We start from the raw sequence: 13,201 nt of genomic DNA, 5'->3' as shown, positions 1-13,201 counted from the left end.
CATCATTGGCTAAGCTGGCCTCACTCGGGCAGCGCCTGGTTGCCCTGAGCGTTGGCCGGCCCGCTGCGGTGGATACGCACGCGCCGTTGCTGGATGCAGAAGAACTCGCCCAACTGATGCACCGTATCCAGGCACAACAGGCAGCGCCCTATTTCAGGGAGTCACAGCATCGCCACGCCGGGGATTTTCGCTCGGTGTATCTGGGCAGCGGTCTGGATTTCGAGGAGGCGCGGCCCTATCAGCCTGGGGACGACGTGCGCGGCATGGATTGGCGCACCACGGCGCGCACCGCCCGGCCGCACATCAAGATTTACAGGGAAGAGCACCAGCCTGCCTTGCATGTGGTGATCGACCGCGGCCCGAGCATGCGTTTCGGCACCCGCACCAGACTGAAAGTAGCGCAAGCCGCGCGCATTGCCGCCACGCTCGGATTCGGCGCTGCGCGGGCCAATACCTGTATCGGCGGCACGCTCTGGCAACCCGACGCGATGACGCTGCCCTGTCGCAATGGTACAGCGGGAGCAATGCAACTGGCGCAGGCGGCGATTGCACCATGCCCCCCGTTGACGGATGCGTTTGCTGCGGCAATGCCGCTCCTGCATGCCTTGCTCGACCGGCTGGATGCGCAATTGCCGCGCGGTTCCAACGTGGTGTTGATCAGCGATTTTCATGCACTGTGCGAGGCGGACATGCCTGCGCTGCTGCGTCTGGCCAGCCGCCACCAAGTGCAGGCAGTTCAGGTGCTGGATGTGACTGAGCAGGCGTTGCCCAATGTCGGCCTGATCGCATTCCAGGATGTGGCTTCCACGACGCGCTGCTGGGTAGACACCGGCAGGCGCGAGGTGCGTGCGGCGTATCGGGCGCAGGCCAGCAGCAGTCAGGCCGCACAGCAGGCGCTGTTTCGACGCATCGGTGTGCGCCTTCATTGTTTGCTGGCCGACGCCGACCCGCATGCGCTGCTGCAAGAAATGCGTCTGCCATGAATGACCCAACCAGCGGTTTGATCGACATCATCGAGCCGGTCAGGCCGATGCTCGTTGCTACCAGCTACAGCGCGTGGTGGCTGGTTTTGGCGCTGGTGGCGCTGGGATTATGGATGCGCTGGCGCTGGCGCGGTGTCCGTGCCTGCCGCAAACGTCTGCAGCAACTCCGGCAGGCTTGCGCCGCAGGCCATGTAAGCCAGCACACGGCGGCCTATCGCCTGGCATCCGAGCTGCGGCTGGGATTGCAACTGCAGCAGCTAAACGCCGACTTGCCGCCGCCTGCCTTGCCGGTAGCCGAACACCCCGGCTGGGCAGAAGCCATAGCCCGTCTGGATACGTTGCGTTATCAGGCCGGAGCCGGCCTGGAAGAGGGCGAATGGATGCGCCTATGCAACCAGGTCGACATCTGGCTGAAGCGGGCAGGCCGATGCTGAATCTGGCGCAACCAATCTGGCTGGTTTTGTCATTGCCCCTGCTCGTACTTGCCGTGCTGCGTTGGCGGCGTGAACGTGTCAGCCAGGAACCGGCCAGTGTGGCGTTGATTCATCCCCAGCTGGAGTTGCTGGCGCGCAGCCAGGTCGCGCAGCCCGGCGGACGGTTTGTGCGCTGGCTGGATTTGCTTGCCCAGCTCTGTCTGGTGCTGGCCTTGGCGCAGCCGCAATGGATCGGCGCCTGGCTGCCAGAAACTCCGCAAGGGCGCGAAATCGTGCTGCTGGTGGATACTTCCCGGACCATGAGCATCACCGATTTTGAACTGGACGGCCAGCCGGTGGAACGTCTGGCTGTACTCAAAGACATCGTTACGCGTTTTGTGGCAGGACGCCGGGGCGATCGCTTCGGACTGATTGCATTTGGCAGCGTGGCCGGCACGCTGGTGCCACCGACGTTTGACCGGGATCTGGTGAGCGCCATGCTGGCGCGTCTGCGAGTCGGCATTGCCGGTGACGATACGGCCATCGGTGATGCCATCGGGCTGGCGCTCAAGCAATTGCAGGCGCAGCCGCGCCTGCGCCCGGCGCTGATCCTGTTTACCGATGGTGACAGTACCGCAGGCGATATCACCCCCGGCGAGGCAGTCGCGCTGGCGCGCCACATGGGGGTGCCGATTTACACCGTGCAGATTGGCGGCGACCTGTTTGCCGCCGGGCGTCCCAAGGCACCCGCCAAAACCGTTAGCGAACCAGGGCTTGCGCAAATCGCTGCCGCAACCGGTGGGCGTTATTATCAGGCGGGCGATCGTGGTGCTTTGCAAAGTGTCATCCATGACATCGGCCAGCGTGAAAAAACTGTCGTGCGCCCCGCCACCCGCCGGGTGGTGCAGGAATGGTATTTGCTGCCGCTGTTGCTGGCGGTGGGGCTGTTGAGTCTGGCGCGACTGAGTGCGATACGGCGGGTGACGGCATGACCGGTCTGGGCGAACTGACGCAACTGGACTGGCGCAACCCATGGTGGCTGGTGCTGGCCTTGCAGCCGCTGTTGATGGCAACGCTGCTGTACTGGCGCCGCGGACGTGTGCTGCATTATGCCGATCCGCACCTGCTGCCATGGGCAGTGCGCGGTGCATTCGGCGCGGCGTCCAATGGACGCCGCGTCGCCAATATATTGGCGTGGCTGTTGCTGGCCTGTGCCGCCGCCGGGCCGCGCCTGCCGCTGCTGACCACACCGGAACACAGGATCGCAGCGTTGCACCATGAACTGAATGTGATGGTGGTGCTGGATGTGTCGCCTTCCATGTTGGCGCAGGATGTGTCGCCGCAACGTCTGCAGCGCGCCCGATTGAAGTTGCTTGATTTGTTGCCGCGTCTGCATGGCGAACGGCTCGGGCTGATCGTGTTTTCCGGCAGCGCCGGGCTGTTGCTGCCACTCACCCGTGACATGGATGCTGTGCGCGCCGATTTGCCGCTGGCACAACCCAGCCTGCTGGATACGCCGGGCAGCAATATCGCCGCTGCGCTCAAGCTGGCGCAGCAAACACTGCTGGCGCAAAGCTCGGGCAAGCGCGGTGCAGTGCTACTACTTACCGATGGTGATGCCGGCGCGCTCTCCGGTACGGCGGGCGCCGCAGCACTGGAGGCCGCACGCAGTTTGCAACGGGTTGACCTGCCGCTGTATGTACTGGGAGTGGGAACACCTGCTGGCGCAACCATCCCGCTGCCCGATGGCGGCGTGGTCGAGCAGGACGGCAGCGCGGTGACCAGCCGCCTGGATGAGAACGGCTTCGCCACGCTGGCGCGCCTGGGTGGCGGCGCTTACCAAACCGTGCAGGATGGCGATGCCGACTGGGAGGCCTTGTACGATCGCGGCATTTTGGGTTTGCCCGGCAATCCGCACCCGGTAGATCCGGCGCAAACCTGGCGTGAGTTGTATGCATGGTGTCTGTTGCCGGCATGGTTGCTGTTGCTATATCTGCATTTTCCGCTGCGGTGGCGCGCCATCCGGCCTGAAGTTGCGGGCTGGTTATTGGTAGGCATGGTGGCGTGGGGCGGGATGATACCGAATGCGCGCGCCGCCGACGCCGACACCGCGCAGGCGGCCTATGCTGCTTACCGTAGCGGCAATTATGTCGAGGCGCAGGCGCTGTATGGGCGTATGCAGGGTTACCCGGCTCGCATGGGCGCCGGTGCCGCGGCGTATCGACGGCGCGATTATGTCGCGGCAATCGGTCAATTCACCAGCGCGATGCTGGCAGCGCAAAACGCGCCGATGCGCGCCGATGCGCTATATAACCTGGGCAACAGTTATTTCGCGGCAGGTAATTTTCGTGCAGCGGCAGACGCGTATCAGGGGGTGTTGAGTTCGCGCCCGCGCGACGCCAATGCCCGTGCCAATCTGGCGCTCGCTGCCGGGCGGCTGTCGGCGGTCAGCAAACGCGCTACAAATAGCGCGGGCATACTCGGGCGGCGTGGCAGCCGGGTCGGCGGTGATCTGAATCAGGCAATCGGCGATCGGCCGGTCACTATCGTGGAGTCGGATAAAAAAATCCCACCTGAATTTGATTCATCCGACCAGCAGTCGGAAGCATATCGAGCTGCCTTGAATAGTCGTATTGCTACGTCATCTTCTGTGCCTGAGTCTGGTCAAGCTGCACGCGTGGCAATGAAAAAACTTGAACTGACCACAGACAAAAACGCAGCCATCCAGAAGCAGTTGCTGCAACTGGATGCGCGCCACGATGACCAGGATTACGGAGTCTTGCTGCCATGGTGAAGTGGTTGCGCTGGGGATGCTTCATGTTGCTGGTCCTGCCGGCATGGGCCAGCGCGGCATTAGTGGCGCACATGGACAAATCCGAAATTACGCTGGGCGAACCGGTTACCGTCACCTTGAGTACCGAACTTGCCAGGGCGTCACTGGATGAATTGAAATTAAACGCGCTGCAGGCGGACTTTGATATTTACCGCCGTTCCAGCGATACCCAGACCCAGACCATCCATGGTCGGCAGGTCACCAGCCAAACCATGACGCTGGTGCTGTACCCGCTGCATAGCGGACGCATACTGTTTCCTGCGCTGCGTTTTGCCGGCGCCAGCAGCCGGCCGCTGGTGCTGGAGGTACGCTCCTCCAGTGCTGATGTGCCGCACGTGTGGTTCAAACTCACCCTGCATCCCGAGCGACTGGTCACGCGTCAGACCGCAAGGCTGGTCCTGGACATTTACGACGATGGCAGCCTGCAATGGTCGCCGCTTTGGTTACCACCGCCGGCTGCCGTACATGTTCGCGAACTGGCGTCGTCACAGCACGAGGAAATGCTTAATGGCGTGCCAGTGACCGTGCATCGCCGGGCCTGGGCCATCATGCCGTTGCGCGCTGGCTCCAGCGTGGTGAATTTGCCCATGCTGGAAGCGCTCAAATTTGGCAATCGACTGCGCTATGCGCTGCCGTCGCTGCAATTCGACACCCGGCCGGCACCTGCCTACCTGCCGGTGTTTGTGCCGATCGGCAAAATCGAGGTGAGATCCCGGCCTCCCACGGGTACGTTGGTGCTCAATCGCCCGGTGAACTGGATACTGACCGTGCGCGGCACAGGGCTGAGTGCAGAAGGTCTGGCCAAACTGTTGCCAGTGCTCACGGACAATGACGCATTGCGCTTTTATCCCGCGCAAATAGAGCAGATTGGCGACGCCAACACCCTGGCCCAAACCTGGCGGCTGACGCTGCCGTTTCAGCCGCTACGCGCAGGCAATATGCGGCTGCCGACGCTAGTGTTGCCCTATTTCGATCCGCTTGGTGGTCGTATTGAATCCGTTGTTATCCAGCCCCCTGTCATAACAGCAGTGAATCCGCTCTGGCACAAGCTCGCCCGGCTTGCGGTAATTGCCGGGCTGCTGGTTGCAGTGACCTGGCTGGCATATGTTTGCTGGCGGCAATACCAGCGCTGGCAGGTGCGCCGCGCGTCGTTGCGGCGGATTGAGGCCGCCACTGATTGCAGCGAGTTGAGTCAGGCGTTGCGTGATTTTGATCCGGGCGACGGCGGCTTGCGCGCTGCCACATTAAACCAGTGGCTGGCGGCCATGGCACTGCACCATGGGGAAAATACGACGTTGCGACAACTGGTACAGCAGTTGCAGGCGTGTTGCTATGGAGTGAGTTGCGCTGGAGGATGAAATTATCAGGACTTGCGTCAATCCGCCATTGACGTATTGCGGGCTGTCAGGTGCAATAAAAAACGGAGCGCCAGGCTCCGTTTTTGTAAACGCTCAAGCTGACTTACTTTCCCATATGGGGGGAAGAGGAGTAACGTTCCATTACGGTGCGGTCTTTCCACGCCTTTTCGTCCAGCACGGCGGCAGGAATGAAAAACTGGTTTTCCTTGTCCACGGATTTTTCTTTGACAATCTTGAGTACATCGGTGTAAGCAATTTTGTGCAGCAGGCCGCCGCTGTCTGTCATGCGTGCGATCATCGTGGTGTCGAACATTTTGTACACGTAGATATTGGCAGGACGCATTTTGCCGTCAGCTGCGCGCAACGTGATGGTATAACGCGTATTTTCCTTGAAACTGCTCTTGTCCACTGCGAAACTCCTGTAATTGCTGAGCGAGTGCTCGGTTGGAATCCAAGTGCTAATGCGACCTAGCACAGAAGAATATAGAATATTGCTAATACTCTAACATGTAATTTCTGGCCTCACAATGCGTTGCTACGGTCATTTAGGACAAATAAAGCTTACCAAAAATATTTTATAGGGCTATAAAATGAGCAGTTTGCCTAGCGAGTGGAATATAAGCGACAATATTAGAGAAATATAATACGCTACTATTTAATTAATCATGAATAATCAATAAATTAATGAACGCAATCGTCAAAATAGAAAATCACGACAAGCAGGAAATCAAGTTTACTACCTGCTATATGTGTGCCTGCCGCTGCGGGATCAAAGTCACGCTGGAAGAGGACAAAGTCCGTTTCATTCAGGGTAACCGCAACCATCCGACCAACCAGGGTGTGCTGTGCGCCAAGGGTTCGGCGGGAATCATGAAGCAATACTCCGCCGCCAAGCTGCGCAAACCGCTGCTGCGCAAGCCGGGATCCGAGCGTGGAGATGGCGAGTTCGTTGAAATCGAGTGGGATGAGGCGCTGGACATGCTCACCGAACGTCTGGGTGACATTCGTGCGACGGACCCTTCCAAGCTGGCATTTTTTACAGGGCGTGACCAGATGCAGGCGCTCACCGGTCTGTGGGCACAGCAGTTCGGCACCCCAAACTGGGCGGCACATGGCGGATTTTGCTCGGTTAACATGGCGGCTGCGGGGTTGTATTCGATTGGTTTCTCGTTCTGGGAATTCGGCGCCCCGGACTGGGATTACGCCAAGTATTTCATCATGTGGGGGGTGGCCGAAGACCATTCCTCCAATCCGATCAAGATCGGCCTGGAAAAGCTCAAGCGCCATGGCGGCAAGTTCGTTTCAGTAAATCCGGTACGCACAGGCTATTCCGCCATTGCCGACGAATGGATCCCGATCAAGCCCGGCATGGACGGCCTGCTGGCTTTGTCGGTAGTGCATGTGCTGCTGTCGCGCGAGTTGTTCGACTGGGAATTCCTGATTCGTTATACCAACTGCGCCTGGCTGGTCGTCGATACGCCGGGGCAGCAGGGCAACGGGCTGTTTTTGCGCGACGAGGCGGGCAACCCGCTGGTGTGGGATCTGGAAAAGAAAACCTTCGTCAACGGCCTGGACAAGGACATCGCACCGGCGCTGTTCGGCGATTTTGTAGCACCTGATGGCCGTCCGGTACGCACCGTGATGAGCCTCACCGCCGAACGTTATCTGGACGATCGCTACGCGCCGGCCAACGTTGCCGAGGAATGCGGTGTGCCCGCCGAAACCATTGAGCGCATGGCGCTGGAAATGGCGCAAGTGGCGTTCAAGGAAACCGTCGAACTGGATATCGAGTGGACCGACAGTTGGGGGCGCAAACACGACAAGGTGATTGGCCGCCCGGTGGCGATGTATGCAATGCGCGGTATAGCGGCGCACTCAAATGGCTTTCATGCCTGCCGCGCGGTGCATTTGATCCAGATGCTGCTGGGTGCACTGGACGGCCCGGGCAATTTCCGTGCACGAGCGCCTTATCCCAAGCCGGTACCGCCGCATCAATTGCCGGAAAACAATCTTGACGTGATCAATGCGCCCAATACGCCGCTGTCGCGTACGCCGCTCGGTTTCCCGATGCGCCCTGAAGATCTGGTGATCGACGCAGACGGTAATCCGCTGCGCATTGACAAGGCGTACTCCTGGGAGATTCCGATCGCTTCGCACGGTCTCATGCACATGGTGATCACCAATGCCACCAACCATGACCCGTATGCGATCGATACCTTGATGCTGTTCATGTCCAACATGGCGTGGAATTCCACCATGAACACCAAAAATGTTCAGGACATGCTGCGCGAGAAAGACCCGGAAGAGCCGGGCCAGCACAAGATTCCGTTCCTGGTGGTCGTGGATGCATTCCATTCCGAAATGGTCAACTTTGCCGATCTGGTATTGCCGGATACCACGTATCTGGAGCGTTATGACACTATTTCGTTGCTGGATCGGCCGATTTCCGAGCCGGATGCGGCCGCCGATGCGATTCGCTACCCGTTGATCAAACTTGACCGTGATGTGCGCCCGTGGCAGGAAGTGCTGGTGGAAATGGCTTCGCGTCTGAAATTCCCGGCATTTACCAACGCCGACGGGACGCGCAAGTTCAAGGATTACCCTGATTTCATCGTCAACTATGAGCGTTCTCCGGGTGTGGGTTTCCTGGCCGGATGGCGTGGAAAGAACGGTGAAAAATCGCTCAAGGGCGAGCCGAATCCGAAGCAGTGGGAAAAATACATCGAGAACGAGTCGTTCTTCGCGCACCACTGGCCGGATAGCCAGAAATACAACCGTTTCGCCAATAAAGAATATTTGGATGTCGCGGCGGAGGTGGGTTTTATTGGTAAGTCAGAACCCATCATCATGCAGGTTTACTCCGAACCGCTGCAAAAATTCCGTTTGGCAGGACAGGGCTTGTACGATGGCCCACAGCCTAATAATCAGACAGACCGCGAACGCCTGGCCAAGTATTTTGACCCGTTACCGCTATGGTATGAGCCGCTCGAGCAGGCGCGTGTGGACGAGAATGAATACCCGTTCTTTGCGCTGACTCAGCGCCCCATGCTGATGTACCATTCCTGGGATTCGCAGAACGTGTGGTTACGCCAAATTCTGGCGCAAAACTACATGTACATGAATCGTGGCCAGGCTGCACGTATGGGCTTGCAGGACGATGACTGGATCTGGGTCGAGTCGCATAACGGCAAAATCCGCTGCCAGATGCGTACCATGGAAGGAACTCAGGAAAACACTGTCTGGACCTGGAACGCTATCGGCAAGCAGGGCGGTGCATGGGGCCTGAAGCCGAATGCCTCGGAAGCCACTAAAGGTTTTCTGCTGAACCACCTGATTTCCGAATTGTTGCCGGCCAAACAAGGTGAGCGTCGCATTACCAACTCCGATCCGGTCACCGGCCAGGCAGCTTGGTTCGATTTGCGCGTCAAAATCTCCAAAGCCGCTCCCGGTGAAGAAGGCAGCTGGCCGGAATTCCCGGCGCTCAAACCTTTGCCGTGGGACGATGGCGAGCGTCCGGATACGTTGCGCTATAGTACCCGTAGCGACGACAAGCCCAGCGAATAATAATCATTAGCCGACCCCTGATTCGCCGGGTGGCATTGCCGCCCGGCTTGATTAATTTGAAAGTATCAATATGAGACTTGGACTCGTTATCGATCTCGACGTATGCGTGGGCTGCCATGCTTGCGCCATCGCCTGTAAGGAATGGAACGCTTCCGGCACCACGGCGCCTCTGACAGACTACCAACCCTATGGTGCGGAGCCTTCAGGCGTCTGGTTTAATCGGATTCGTAGCTACGAAGTGGGTGAATACCCTAACAACAAAACCATCAATTTCCCCATGTCGTGTATGCATTGTGAAGACGCGGACTGCGTCACCGTATGCCCTACTGGAGCCTCTTACAAGCGAGCCGAAGACGGTATCGTACTGGTTGATCAAAACAAGTGCATGGGCTGCAATTATTGCTCGTGGGCCTGTCCCTATGGTGCGCGTGAACTGGATCGCGAATCCGGAACCATGAAAAAATGTACCCTGTGCGTGGATCGTATCTATGACCTGCAAATCCCGATAGAAGAGCGCCAGCCCGCCTGCGTGCTCACCTGTCCGGCACATGCGCGCATGTTTGGTGATCTGGATGATCCGGGTTCAGCAGTCAGTAGCGTGGTACGTGAGCGTGGTGGTTATCAATTGATGCCTGAGTTGGGCTATAACCCGACGAATCATTATTTGCCGGTACGTACAGCCAAGCCGATTCCGACCGAAAACCTGGGCAAGCCCGGTTTCAAGGATAAGATCAAAGGCATCGCCAACCGTATTGTAAAGCGCTAATTTTCGCATACTCGTCATAAGGGAATTCCGAATGCATCCCGCATTTTCTGTTATTTTTTTTACTGTCAGTTCCGGCGCTGGCTTTGGTTTGTTTACCTTGCTGTATCTGATGGATTTGTTTGGTTTGGATGGCGGATTGCCAGTCGAGCAAAAACTGATTGCCGGTATCCTTGCGCTAGTCTTGGTGGCAGCGGGCCTGACTTCGTCCATGTTTCACCTGGCCAACCCTAAAAATGCCTGGCGCGCATTCAGTCGTTTTCGAACCTCCTGGTTGTCTCGCGAAGGGGTATTCGCGATGGCGTTCTATCCATTTGCGATAATCTATCTAGGGCTGACCTGGCTGGTACTGCCCGAGTTGGAAGTGTTGCGTCTGATGGCTGGTGCGCTCGCCACTTTGTTGGCATGGATCACGCTATTCAGTACGGGCATGATCTACGGCTGCCTGAAAACCATCCGGCAGTGGAATTCACCCTTGGTACCAGCCAATTATCTGGCGCTAGGACATTTCAGCGGCGCGTTACTCTTGCTGGCCGTAGCAAGCAATGGCCAAGTGGCACTGACTGGCTATGTGACGTTAGTGCTGGCTCTGTTGGTAGTGGCCGCCTCGCTTAAAGCGATCTATTATTTCTGGATTGCCAGCCCTGGAACAGGCTCTACCATTAAAACAGCTACTGGATTTACGCGCGGCACGGTCAGGTTGCTGGATACAGGGCACACGCATGGCACTTTCCTTACTCAGGAATTTGGTTTTCAGGTTGCTCGAAAATTTTCTTTGACGCTGAAAACATGCGTTTTTTTAGCTGGGTTTGTTATCCCCGCCTTGATTTTGACAGTGGGCGGTAGTGCCGCTATCACGATTTATGCAGCTGTCTTAACGGCATTGCTGGGGATGGTGGCTGAGCGTTGGTTGTTTTTTGCCGAGGCGCGACATGTTGTCAATCTATATCACGGCGCCCAACATTGCTGAAACAAAACTTTAACAGAGTATTTGCAGAACAGTAGTATTTTGCTATATTAGCATTCTTTAAATTGTTGTTGCGGCGGAGCAGGCGAATATGTACGGCTTCAAGGAAGTGGATGCGGCAGGTCTGGAAACGTTGAAAACCTCGGGTTCCTATGTATTGATTGATGTACGCACGGACGCCGAAGTGTCGCGCGGTATGATTGACGACGCCATGCATCTCCCTCTGCATTTGTTGCCAATCAAGGCGCAGGATATCCCGCAAGATAAGCCGGTGGTGTTTTACTGCCAATCCGGTGGCCGTTCTGCACAGGCTTGCGCGTTTTTGGCGGCCAAAGGTTTCGGGAATGTATATAATTTGCAAGGCGGAATTATGGGTTGGATCCGTTCCGGAAAACCTCTGGCAGCTATGGTATAAAGATTCTAGTTGGGTAGGGATATGCAGATAGTTGCAATTATCACCTGCTTGGTTTATGTTGCACCGCTTTCCATTTTTTAGACGCTTAAGGAGATTTGAAGATGAATTTTGATAAAGAACTCGATGCGCGTGGTCTTAATTGCCCGTTGCCTATTCTGCGCTGCAAAAAATCGTTGACTGACATGCCGAGCGGCCAGGTTTTGAAAATTGTAGCAACCGACCCCGGTGCTATTAAGGATTTTCAGGCGTTTTCAAAACAGACAGGCAACGAACTGTTATCGTCTGCTGAAGCGGGTGGCGAGTACACTTTCTTCATGAAAAAGAAATAATTAGAGTACTTAATATACAATAAATATAATTGTGAGTTGGGTGGTAAGGCGTTCAAGCGTAAGCGCGAATTCTCAACTTTAAACACTTTTAGGAGGCAGGCATGGATCAGAAGAAACTTGCAATCATCGCAACCAAGGGTACTTTGGACTGGGCTTATCCACCGTTTATCTTGGCGTCAACTGCCGCGGCGCTGGACTACGAAACCCAGATTTTCTTTACGTTCTATGGTTTGCAGCTTCTTCGTAAAGACCTGTCTGTACTCAAGGTAAGCCCGCTGGGTAACCCGGGCATGCCAATGAAGATGCCTTTTGGGCCCAAGTGGTTCCGTGGCCTAAATTGGAATATCCCTAACGCCGTGCAGTCGCTAGTGCCTGGATATGAGGCAGTGGCAACCAGTTTGATGAAGCAAACCATTAAAAATAATGGTGTCGCGACGATCCCTGACTTGCGCGAAATGTGTCAGGAAGCCGATGTTAAGTTTATTGCTTGCCAGATGACCGTCGAGTTGTTCGGTTTTGAACACAGCGACTTCATTGACGGTTTGGAATACGGTGGCGCCGCCACGTTTTTTGAGTTTGCCGGCGAATCGGATATCTGTTTGTATATTTAATGAGATTTAAAGTTATCGCGCAGGAAATTTGCGTTATGACAGGTAGTTAAAACCGGAGACACAATCTCCGGTTATTCACCACAACGGTTTGGTTGACCATGCCAGGCTGTCAGTTCAATGGAACGCTAGCGCGTACCCTCTGTCGGAAGTTTTATACGGCCAATGATCTGGTTTGATGAGATCAGGCTTGAAATTTTAAATACTTGGTGTATGGTAATACCTTACTAGTTTTGTCAACTATTTGGCATGGTTAATCGAAGGGGTGCATATGGCAACTTACGCTGAAATGCGCGAAATTTATGACGATATTCGTAGCGACTTCCGCTACGATCATGAGTTGAACGGCTGCCTGAATTGCGGGATTTGCACCGCTACGTGTCCGTCCGCTCAGTTTTATGATTACAGCCCGCGCGAGATTGTTCAACTGCTCTGGACCGAAAATGTTGAGCAGATCTATGACGCAATGCAGGAAAAAATATGGGCATGTGCCCAGTGCATGACGTGCGCTGCGCGCTGCCCATTCAAGAATTCCCCCGGCGGTCTGGTAATGATCATGCGTGAAGTATCCATCAAGCATGGAATGCAGTCTGCCAAAGATGTGCTGCGCCCATTTGGCCGTGTAATGCTCAAACTTATTACTACTGGTAATCAGCTTTCGCCAGACATGATCCAGCCGGATCACTTCCCGGACTGGGGTCCAAATATCCAGAAAGTTGAAGGCGATCTCAAAACGTTGCGCAAGGCAATCCCGGTGCGCACATTGCAGACCACCGATACTGCATGGGAAGTCTCGCTGAAAACCTCGGTTGAGATGTATACAATTTGGGAAATGACCGGCGTATTGTCTTCGCTTGAGGCGATGGACGAGAATCTGTTTGACGTGATCGAAGATTTTATCGACGAAAAACGTGAAGAGTACGAAGAGTGGTTGGAAGAGCAGGAAGACAAATAGTCGTTCGTCTCAA

Annotated in this window: 13 protein-coding genes; 12 read left to right on the top strand and 1 reads right to left on the bottom strand. The window is 56.1% G+C overall.

What is annotated here, in order from left to right:
* Positions 1-5 precede the first annotated feature (5 nt).
* From EI185_RS09325 to EI185_RS09310, 5 genes are read left to right on the top strand one after another with little or no spacing between them, the layout of a single operon-like run.
* Entirely contained in the window at positions 6-983 is a 978-nt protein-coding gene (locus tag EI185_RS09325) for a DUF58 domain-containing protein (RefSeq protein ID WP_124704867.1), read from the top strand.
* Complete coding sequence (locus EI185_RS18015) at positions 980-1,417, top strand: hypothetical protein (RefSeq protein WP_189836351.1); 438 nt, start codon at positions 980-982, stop codon at positions 1,415-1,417. Before EI185_RS09325 ends, EI185_RS18015 begins: the two co-directional genes overlap by 4 nt.
* A complete protein-coding gene (locus EI185_RS09320) occupies positions 1,372-2,388 on the top strand; it encodes a VWA domain-containing protein (protein WP_189836350.1) in 1,017 nt (338 codons plus the stop codon). The genes EI185_RS18015 and EI185_RS09320 overlap by 46 nt, the downstream gene beginning before the upstream one ends.
* Positions 2,385-4,190: a vWA domain-containing protein gene (locus EI185_RS09315; protein ID WP_189836349.1), complete on the top strand. Its 1,806-nt coding sequence runs from the start codon at positions 2,385-2,387 to the stop codon at positions 4,188-4,190. The genes EI185_RS09320 and EI185_RS09315 overlap by 4 nt, the downstream gene beginning before the upstream one ends.
* Positions 4,184-5,587: a BatD family protein gene (locus tag EI185_RS09310; RefSeq protein WP_124704864.1), complete on the top strand. Its 1,404-nt coding sequence runs from the start codon at positions 4,184-4,186 to the stop codon at positions 5,585-5,587. Before EI185_RS09315 ends, EI185_RS09310 begins: the two co-directional genes overlap by 7 nt.
* A 103-nt stretch (positions 5,588-5,690) precedes the next feature.
* On the opposite strand, the gene EI185_RS09305 is transcribed toward EI185_RS09310, so the two are convergent.
* Entirely contained in the window at positions 5,691-5,996 is a 306-nt protein-coding gene (locus tag EI185_RS09305) for a hypothetical protein (RefSeq protein WP_124704863.1), read from the bottom strand.
* Positions 5,997-6,271: 275 nt separating this feature from the next.
* Here EI185_RS09305 and EI185_RS09300 point away from each other — a divergent pair, with 275 nt between their 5' ends.
* From EI185_RS09300 to EI185_RS09270, 7 genes are all read left to right on the top strand, one after another.
* Positions 6,272-9,151: a molybdopterin oxidoreductase family protein gene (locus EI185_RS09300; protein WP_124704862.1), complete on the top strand. Its 2,880-nt coding sequence runs from the start codon at positions 6,272-6,274 to the stop codon at positions 9,149-9,151.
* Between the two features lie 70 nt (positions 9,152-9,221).
* Complete coding sequence (locus tag EI185_RS09295; protein ID WP_124704861.1) at positions 9,222-9,917, top strand: 4Fe-4S dicluster domain-containing protein; 696 nt, start codon at positions 9,222-9,224, stop codon at positions 9,915-9,917.
* A 31-nt stretch (positions 9,918-9,948) separates the two neighbouring features.
* Complete coding sequence (locus EI185_RS09290) at positions 9,949-10,884, top strand: dimethyl sulfoxide reductase anchor subunit family protein (RefSeq protein WP_124704860.1); 936 nt, start codon at positions 9,949-9,951, stop codon at positions 10,882-10,884.
* 88 nt (positions 10,885-10,972) lie between these two features.
* On the top strand, positions 10,973-11,296 hold the full coding sequence (locus EI185_RS09285; protein ID WP_124704859.1) for a rhodanese-like domain-containing protein: 324 nt from the start codon (positions 10,973-10,975) through the stop codon (positions 11,294-11,296).
* A 101-nt stretch (positions 11,297-11,397) separates the two neighbouring features.
* Complete coding sequence (locus EI185_RS09280; RefSeq protein ID WP_124704858.1) at positions 11,398-11,625, top strand: sulfurtransferase TusA family protein; 228 nt, start codon at positions 11,398-11,400, stop codon at positions 11,623-11,625.
* A 101-nt stretch (positions 11,626-11,726) separates the two neighbouring features.
* Positions 11,727-12,236, top strand: a complete 510-nt coding sequence (gene dsrE2 / locus EI185_RS09275; RefSeq protein ID WP_124704857.1) for a sulfur carrier protein DsrE2 — start codon at positions 11,727-11,729, stop codon at positions 12,234-12,236.
* Positions 12,237-12,522: 286 nt separating this feature from the next.
* Positions 12,523-13,188, top strand: a complete 666-nt coding sequence (locus EI185_RS09270) for a 4Fe-4S dicluster domain-containing protein (protein WP_124704856.1) — start codon at positions 12,523-12,525, stop codon at positions 13,186-13,188.
* Positions 13,189-13,201 lie beyond the last annotated feature (13 nt).

The organism is Sulfuriferula multivorans, assembly GCF_003851125.1.
Lineage (GTDB): Bacteria > Pseudomonadota > Gammaproteobacteria > Burkholderiales > Sulfuriferulaceae > Sulfuriferula > Sulfuriferula multivorans.
The sequence above is the reverse complement of the archived record's forward strand: the minus strand, read 5'-3'. Positions and strand labels throughout refer to the sequence as shown.